The sequence below is a fragment of the Candidatus Cloacimonadaceae bacterium genome, from assembly GCA_030693415.1.
GTDB lineage: Bacteria > Cloacimonadota > Cloacimonadia > Cloacimonadales > Cloacimonadaceae > JAUYAR01.
In genome coordinates, this window is sequence record JAUYAR010000062.1 from 1 (window position 1) to 8,471 (window position 8,471).

The following is an 8,471-nucleotide window of genomic DNA, read 5'->3' on the forward strand; positions in this document are numbered from 1 at the left end:
CAGACAAAATCTACTCCCTGCTGAACGTCAAAGTCTTCAAAAATCAAATCATCTCTAAACACAGAGTTTAGTGCCTAACTGAAAAATGACTGTCATATATACCAATAACTTAGTCCCTAAAATGCGAAACTTGGGCTAAGGAGAATGTAGCGCAGCATGCCGATGCTGCGGAGTCCTCAAACCCTGTCGGGAAAAGACGATCATGCAGAAAAGTCTACTATAAATTAGCCTGCTATGCCCTTGTCTATCAGTGATTTGCGAAGTATGTAGTTATGCTCTGCCGATGGCGAAATAATCGAAACCGAGTTCCTTTAGTTGTTTGGGATCGTAGAGGTTGCGGCCGTCAAACAGGGTCGGGCTTTTGAGGGTGGCTTTGATTTTGGCAAAATCCGGATAGCGGAATTGGTGCCATTCGGTGACGAGCAACAGCGCGTCCGCGCCTTCCAGAGCGATATATTCGTTTTCACACCAAGTGATCGAGGGATTTGCTCCGAAGACCTTTTTGGCTTCGTTCATGGCGACTGGGTCAAAGGCTCTGATCTTTGCTCCGTTGGCGATCAGGGCGTTGATAATCACAATCGCAGGGGCTTCGCGCATGTCATCCGTCTGGGGTTTGAAAGCCAATCCCCAGATGGCGAACGTATGACCGGTGAGGTTATCTGAAAAGTGTTTTTTGACCTTGGTGACCAACACCATTTTCTGGGTTTCGTTGACGTCCTCGACCGCTTTGATGATGCGAACTGGGACGCCAACCTTGCTGCCCATGTGCACGAGGGCTTTGACGTCTTTGGGAAAACAGCTTCCGCCATATCCCACGCCAGGATAGATAAACTTGTAACCGATACGGCTGTCCGAACCGATGCCTTTGCGAACTTCGGTAATGTCCGCTCCAAAGGCTTCGCAAAGATGCGAAAGCTCGTTCATAAAGGATATCCTGGTGGCGAGCATGGCATTGGCGGCATATTTGGTCATTTCCGCGGAACGGACGCTCATGACCAAGGCGCGATCAGCGCTTCGATTGAAGGGCAAATAGAGCTCGCGCATGATCTCTCCAACGGCATTGCTGTCGGTGCCGATGACGACTCGATCCGGTTTCATGAAATCTTCGATGGCAGCGCCCTCTTTCAGGAATTCGGGATTGGAGACGACGTCGAAATCGATCTTTACCTCGCGCTCTTCCAAAACGCTCTGAATCCGCTCTCTGACAAGATCCGCAGTTCCTACCGGAACGGTGGATTTATCGACGATGATCTTGTGGTTCTGCATGTGTCTGGCGATGTCTTCGGCGGCGGAAAGGACATATTGCAGGTCTGCTGAACCGTCTTCTCCCGCAGGGGTGCCGACGGCGATGAATAGAATCTGCGAATTCCGCACTGCAATTTCAATGTTCGCTGTGAAAATGAGCCTGCCGGCGGCGCTGTTTTGCAAAATAAGCTCTTTCAAGCCAGGTTCATAGATTGGTATTTCTCCATTTAAAAGCATGTCTATCTTGGCTTTATCGTTGTCCATGCAGATCACGGTGTTGCCCATATCCGCAAAACAAGCTGCCGTGACGAGTCCAACGTATCCGCTGCCGATAACCGCGAGTTTCATCTATTTCTCCTTAGTTCTGAAAAACTTGATTGTTTCGCCCACGCCCTGTTCGAGTGTGTAGATCGGGCTCCAGCCCAATTCCTTGAAAGCTTTGCCATAATCAAGCATCGAGCGATGCAGATCTCCCTTGCGGGCTTCTCCCCAATGAGGCGGAATGTCAAATCCCATCTGCCATTGGATGGTGTTGTAGAGCTGCTTGGTGGTGGTCTCGACGCAGGTACCAATGTTGAATTGGTCATTGTCCCCACGTCCCAAAGCAAGAAGGTTGGCACGCACGACGTCCGCCACATAAACGTAGTCTCTGATCATGCCATCCGTCTCGTTGGGATAGGCATAGATGGTTGGGATATGACCATTTAGCAGCTTTTCGATAAAGATGGAGACCACTCCCGCTTCGCCATGAGAAACTTGCCTTGGGCCATAGACGTTGGCATAGCGCAGGACAGTATAATTGAGCTGATATTGATGATAATAAAAGTGCAGATAGCTCTCGCCAACCATCTTGTTGATGGCATAGACGGAAAGCGGTTTAGGCTGATAATTCTCAGTGGTCGGATATTCTTCCGCTTCTCCGTAAATCGCTCCGCCGGAAGAGATAAAGATCACTTTATTCACGTGATACTTCACGCAGTTTTCGAGGATGTTGATGAGTCCTTTAACGTTCACTTCGACATCGAAAAACGGGTCTTCGATGGATTTTGGAACGCTGATCTGGGCGGCGTGGTGATTCACGATATCCGGTTGTTCAGCGGCAAAGACTTCTCCCAAAAAGGGATCGCAGATGTCGATCTGATAGAATTTGGCGCGGGGATTGAGGTTATGTTTGTATCCGGTGGCAAGGTTGTCCACGATCACAACTTCGTGCCCGGCATCCAGATAGGCGTCGGCAACGTGGGATGCGATAAATCCGGCAGCGCCGGTGATCAGTATCTTCATAGTCTATTCCTCGATGATCTCATATTCGCCCAGGATTTTCACGTGGGCAGGATTGATCTTCACCATCACTGCCTGCCGCAGGATGTTTACCTGCAGGCGCACTTCGTCCAGTTTCTGATGGTTTTCCACCACTCCGGTCATGCCTTTGAGCGGACCTTTGACGATCTCCACTTCCAATCCCTTGGATAGCCAGATGGTGTTGGTCATATCGACCTTTTTGTTGCGGCTATAATAGAGCCTTTGCAGTTCGTCCAAAAGCTCGCGCTGATCGGGCACTTTCACGAATCCGACGCAGTATCCTGAGATCGTAAGCGTATGTTTCTTAAAGATATCCAGCACGATGAAGAGATAACCTGGAAACATCGGTTTCATGAAGCTGACCTTTCTTTTTTGATAGACTCGTTTGCTTTCGATCTGGGGTAGATAATAATGGATGGAGTTTTTTCGTGCGTAGTCCGCCAGCCTTTTCTCGCAGCGGGGTTTGGTGTGAATGACGACCCAACGCTCTTCACCGCTGGGTAAAATTAGTTCGCCGAATATTTCGTCTATGATAACTGGAACATGAGTTGCCAAAACACCGGCTCCGCGGGCTTAATAGCGATAATTCTCAGGTTTATAGGGTCCTTCGACCGGCACGTTGATATACTGGGACTGACGTACCGTGAGACGCGTGAGTTCCACGCCCAGTTTGTCCAAATGCAGTCTGGCGACTTCTTCGTCCAAAATCTTGGGCAAGGTGTAGACCCCGATCTCGTGTTCATCCTGCCAGAGGGCGATCTGTGCCAGCACTTGATTGGTGAAGGAACAGCTCATCACAAAAGAAGGATGCCCGGTGGCGTTGCCAAGATTCACGAGCCTGCCTTCGGAAAGCAGAATGATCGCTTTGTCGTTGGGCAGCAGGATTTTATCCACCTGGGGCTTGATGTTTATCTTTTGTACTCCCAAAAGAGAGTATAGCTTGTGGACTTGGATCTCGTTGTCAAAGTGTCCGATGTTGCAGACGATGGCGTGATCCTTCATCTTCATTATATGATCGACCCTGATGACATCGCAGTTTCCGGTGGCGGTCACAAAGATATCAGCATATTCGACCACGTTGTCCAGTGCGTTCACTTCATAGCCTTCCATCGCCGCCTGCAAAGCGCAGATTGGATCGATCTCGCTGATGATCACTCTCGCGCCGAATCCTCTCATTGATTGGGCACAGCCTTTGCCGACGTCGCCATAGCCGCAGATCATCACGATCTTTCCGCTGACCATGATGTCCGTTCCGCGCTTGATGCCGTCTGCCAAAGATTCACGGCAGCCATAGAGGTTGTCAAATTTGGATTTGGTGACGGAATCGTTCACGTTGATCGCGGGAAAAAGCAGCGCTCCGGTTTCCAGCATCTGATGGAGACGATGCACTCCGGTGGTGGTTTCTTCGCTGACGCCACGGAGTTTCTTCACCATTTTATGCCATTTTTGGGGATAGTCCTTGATGCCTGAAATGAGAAGCTCTTGCACGATGCACATTTCCGGGTCGTCGGAATCGACCTCGGGCAGAATGCCGGTCTTGGCATATTCTTCTTCCAATCGATAGCCTTGATGCACCATCATAGTAGCGTCTCCCCCATCGTCAACGATGAGATCGGGCGCATTTGCGCCCTCCCAGGTAAGTGCATGGAGGGTGCACCACCAGTATTCTTCAAGAGTTTCGCCCTTCCAGGCAAAAACCGGGATCCCCGCTGCCGCGATTGCCGCGGCAGCGTGATCCTGGGTGGAAAAGATATTGCAGCTTGCCCAGCGAATCGAAGCGCCGAGTTCGATGAGGGTTTCGATCAACACAGCAGTCTGCACTGTCATGTGCAAACTTCCGGTGACTCGCGCTCCGGCAAGGGGTTTTTCCTTGCCGTATTTATTGCGTAGGGCGATGAGCCCCGGCATTTCGATTTCAGCCATTTCGATCTCTTTACGGCCAAAATCCGCCAAAGCAAGATCAGCAATCTTATAGTTCATTAATGTTCCTTAATTATCTGCGGAAACGGTCTCTGCCTCCGCCGGGTCTGCGGTCGCGATCATTATGATCATCTCTGCGTGGGGGACGAGGTCTGTCCTTCGGAGCGTTGGGATCGGGTTCGGGATTGCCTTCCACGCCTTTCATGGTAAGCGAAAGCTTGCCTTTTTCCATACCGAGGGATTTGACCTTGACGATGTCTCCGAGCTTGACCATGTCTTCAGGATGTTCAACGCGTGAAGTGTGCATCTGTGAAACGTGCACCATGCCTTCTTTGACGCCGCCGAGGATCTTGACAAAGATTCCGTAGGGTTCGATGCGGGTGACGGGGCCTTCATACAGTTCTCCCATAGCGGGATCGATGGCGATGCCCTGGATCATTTGCTTGGCTTTCGCGATGGAATCCTTGTTGGGAGAAAGGATGCGGACAGTGCCGTCGTCTTCGATGTTGATCTCTACCTGGCAGATTTCGATGATGGATTTGATCATCTTGCCCGATGGTCCGATCACTTCGCCGATCTTGTCTGTCGGAATCTTGAAGGCTTCGATGCGCGGCGCAGTCGGAGCCAGCTCTTCACGAGGCTCGGGAATGCACTGTTGCATGAAGTCCAAAATCTGTAAGCGTGCGGTTTTGGCTTTTTCCAGAGCGATACGCATGATGTCTTTGGTGATGCCTTCGATCTTGATATCCATCTGCATGGCGGTGATTCCATTACGGGTTCCGGCGCACTTGAAGTCCATGTCCCCGAGGTGATCTTCCAAGCCTTGGATATCAGTCAGGACGACGAATTTATCGCCTTCCATGATCAGACCGTTGGCGATTCCGGCAACTGGTGACTTAATCGGAACGCCGGCAGCCATCAAAGCGAGACAGCCGCTGCAAACCGATGCCATTGAAGAGGATCCGTTTGATTCAAGGGTGTCTGCGACGATCCTGAGCGTATAGGGAAATTCTTCTTTGTCTGGCAAAACGCAGAACAGCGCACGTTCAGCAAGGTTTCCATGTCCGAGTTCTCTTCTTCCTGGAGGCCCCATCCTGCCTGCTTCGCCAACGCTGAAGGGCGGAAAATTGTAGTGCAGATAGAAACGTTTCTTATATTCGACTTCGAGTCCGTCTATAATCTGTTCGTCCCCGCCGCCACCGAGAGTGACGGTACCCAGGGATTGAGTTTCCCCACGGGTGAAGAGTGCTGAACCGTGAACGATCGGCAGGACGTCGATTTCGCAAGTGATGTCGCGCAGATCGTCAAGTCCTCTGCCATCGGCACGGTTATGTCTGTGAAGTATGGAATCGCGCACGTTGCGGCGCACCAATTCTTCAAAGGCTTCCTTGAACCACTTTTCGTTCTTCAGGAAGAACTCTTCGTTTTCGATCAATGCAACCTGAAGCATTTCAGCTTCGAGAGTGTCCAAAGCGTCCTGACGCTCTTGTTTGCCAAAGATCACGACGGCTTCTGCGATGCCTTTGCCATACGCATTCTGCACGTTCTCGAGGATCTCTTGCGGGATGCCGATGAGCTTGACTTCGACCTTTTCTTTCCCGATCTCGTTTATGAATTCATGCTGCAGGGCGACGAGCTTTTTGATCTCTTCATGACCGGTGTAAACGGCATCGAGAATGGTTTCTTCGCTCAGCTCACAGGCTGCGGATTCGGTCATCACGATAGAATTGGCGGATCCGGCTACCGCGAGATTGAGTTTGGACAGACTGCTGATCTCGCTATAGTTGGGATTGACAACGATTTGATCATCGATCAAGCCAACCGTGACACCAGCGATGGGACCACTGAAGGGAATATCGGAGATCGAAAGTGCGAGCGAGGCACCAAAGACGCCAAGCACGCTTGGATCGTTGATTCCGTCAAAGGAAAGAACGTTGAAGACGACGTGAACCTGATTGCGGAATCCATCCGGAAAAAGGGGGCGGATCGAGCGATCGATCACGCGGGCTGAAAGCGTGGCATCGTTTGTGGGCTTAGCTTCGCGCTTGAAAAAGCCACCGGGTATCTTGCCCGCGGCATACATCTTTTCGATGTAGTCAACGGTGAGAGGGAAGAAATCCTGATTTTCGGATGCTTCCTTGCTCATGGTGGCAGTCACCAGCACGGAGGAATCTCCGTATCTGATAAAGACGCTTCCATTGGCTTGTTTTGCCATGCGTCCGGTTTCCACCGTGAGTGTGCGTCCGCAAAATTCGATTTCGCGTTTGGTGATGTTGAAGTTATGCATAACTTCTCCTTTTCGTTTCACTGCGGGAGAAGAAGCAATAGGCTGAGAGGCGGGGCTGGAAGAGCCTCTGAGCTTATTGCTAATTTCTCCCGTAGCATCTGGTTTTTTTATTACTGGGGGTTTATAAACAAAGTGGATCCGCCAATAACTTGGGAATCCACTTTGTTAGCTTCATATCTTGGCAGAATTTTTACTTTCTGATGCCAAGCGCCTTGATCACGTTCCGGTAACGATTGATATCCTTACGTTTCAGATAATCAAGGAGGCGCCTGCGCTGCCCGATCAGTTTCAACAAGCCGCGACGGGTTGAAAAGTCCTTGGAGTGCACTTTCAAGTGTTCAGTGATTTCACTGATACGCTTGGTTAGAAGCGCGATCTGAACTTCCGGCGAGCCAGTGTCTGATTCATGGAGTTTAAACTCTACCATGATAGCTGTTTTAGCCTCAGGTGTTAGTGGCATTTCATCCTCCAGATGATTTTGAGCACATGCTTTTTGATCAGGGGATATTTGTAAAGAGAAATCTGTTCTGCTGAGCGGGTGATTGGGTGAATGGGTGAAGTGGCTTAGTTTTCGTTGGATTTGATCAGATCAAGCAGTTGGCGCTTTACTGACAAAGCGATATCCTTAGTTTGGGCGCATTGCTCGTGATCATAGACAAAGCCAAGCATTTCCGCGATGTCAATTTGTGTAATCAATTCAGATAATGACGCTTTGGCTATGTTTAAAAAGTTTAGCATCTCTTTGGATGACTTTCTGGAACATCCTTCGGGAGATATTTGAAGGAACTGATATAACCGCTCGTTTCATTTGCGAGATTATATCATCACGTGGAAAACCAGCCGTCAAAGCATAGATATCTTTCACAAGCTTCATGCTGGATTTATACACCTCAAGCTCCGTGTGCATCATATAAAACCTCCCTGAATATTTAGAACCCAACTATAAAACGGATACCCTCACCGGTTCACCTGTTCACAAAAGCATGGTGGAGGTGGCGGGAATCGAACCCGCGTCCAAAGAGCCGATTGCAAGCAAGCCTACATGCTTAGTTGTCTTTAATCTCGATCGTTGCGGTAAAAGACAATCAGACCCGCAAGGATCCAGTCCATGGTCTTAAACGAGGATTATGGACAGCTCCTCCCCGTGGCGGCCGCACTGTTTCGACGCCCAATCCCCTCCCGACGGCACGAAGAGGTTGAACGTTAGCAGCCTATGCTGCTAAGGAGAGATTTGTGTTTGCAATTAAGTTTGGTCGCTACTTGTTAACGGAGTGGATAGCATCTCCGGCATGCGTCACTCGCACTCTGATTCCCTGTCGAAACCAGGTCACCCCCTATACACTTGTGAAAGAACTGAGTACAATGTAAATAGAGAAGGGTTGGATGTCAACATAAATTATTGAGCGCTTGGGAAATATCCTCCACAAAGACTGTTCAAAATCCTCAGCCAAGCTGCGCTTCCTATTTCATCAAGACCAATTTGCTTTGTTTTTGCAGCTTTCCATCCACCGAAAAGCGCAGAAAATACACTCCCGATGCCAAGGTTCGGTTATGCTCATCACAGCCTTCCCAAGCGACGATGTGTTCGCCGCTGTCCCGGTATCCGGTTTCCAGTGCCCTGACCAATTGACCCCTCAGGTTATAGATCTTCAGATTCACATCCGCCTTGCGGGAAAGCTCATAACGGATCACGGCAATGGCGGAAAAAGGATTGGGC

At 50.0% G+C, this 8,471-nt stretch carries 8 protein-coding genes and 1 other RNA gene; all 9 read right to left on the reverse strand.

Annotation, left to right across the window (positions count from 1 at the left end; genetic code table 11):
- Positions 1-270 precede the first annotated feature (270 nt).
- Entirely contained in the window at positions 271-1,593 is a 1,323-nt protein-coding gene (locus tag Q8M98_04050) for a UDP-glucose/GDP-mannose dehydrogenase family protein (protein MDP3113931.1), read from the reverse strand.
- Positions 1,594-2,529 (reverse strand): NAD-dependent epimerase/dehydratase family protein, encoded by a 936-nt coding sequence (locus Q8M98_04055; GenBank protein MDP3113932.1) that lies wholly within the window; start codon positions 2,527-2,529, stop codon positions 1,594-1,596.
- Positions 2,530-2,532: 3 nt separating this feature from the next.
- Positions 2,533-3,102 (reverse strand): transcription termination/antitermination NusG family protein, encoded by a 570-nt coding sequence (locus Q8M98_04060; GenBank protein ID MDP3113933.1) that lies wholly within the window; start codon positions 3,100-3,102, stop codon positions 2,533-2,535.
- 18 nt (positions 3,103-3,120) lie between these two features.
- Positions 3,121-4,527, reverse strand: coding sequence for an adenosylhomocysteinase (gene ahcY / locus Q8M98_04065; GenBank protein MDP3113934.1), 1,407 nt, complete (start codon positions 4,525-4,527; stop codon positions 3,121-3,123).
- A 13-nt stretch (positions 4,528-4,540) separates the two neighbouring features.
- Positions 4,541-6,754: a polyribonucleotide nucleotidyltransferase gene (gene pnp / locus Q8M98_04070; GenBank protein ID MDP3113935.1), complete on the reverse strand. Its 2,214-nt coding sequence runs from the start codon at positions 6,752-6,754 to the stop codon at positions 4,541-4,543.
- Between the two features lie 190 nt (positions 6,755-6,944).
- Positions 6,945-7,214, reverse strand: coding sequence for a 30S ribosomal protein S15 (gene rpsO / locus Q8M98_04075; protein ID MDP3113936.1), 270 nt, complete (start codon positions 7,212-7,214; stop codon positions 6,945-6,947).
- A 104-nt stretch (positions 7,215-7,318) separates the two neighbouring features.
- On the reverse strand, positions 7,319-7,531 hold the full coding sequence (locus Q8M98_04080) for a four helix bundle protein (GenBank protein MDP3113937.1): 213 nt from the start codon (positions 7,529-7,531) through the stop codon (positions 7,319-7,321).
- A gap of 207 nt (positions 7,532-7,738) precedes the next feature.
- Positions 7,739-8,089, reverse strand: a transfer-messenger RNA (tmRNA) gene (gene ssrA, locus Q8M98_04085).
- Between the two features lie 126 nt (positions 8,090-8,215).
- Positions 8,216-8,471: T9SS type A sorting domain-containing protein (locus tag Q8M98_04090; protein MDP3113938.1), on the reverse strand; the 256-nt coding region annotated here is incomplete at its 5' end.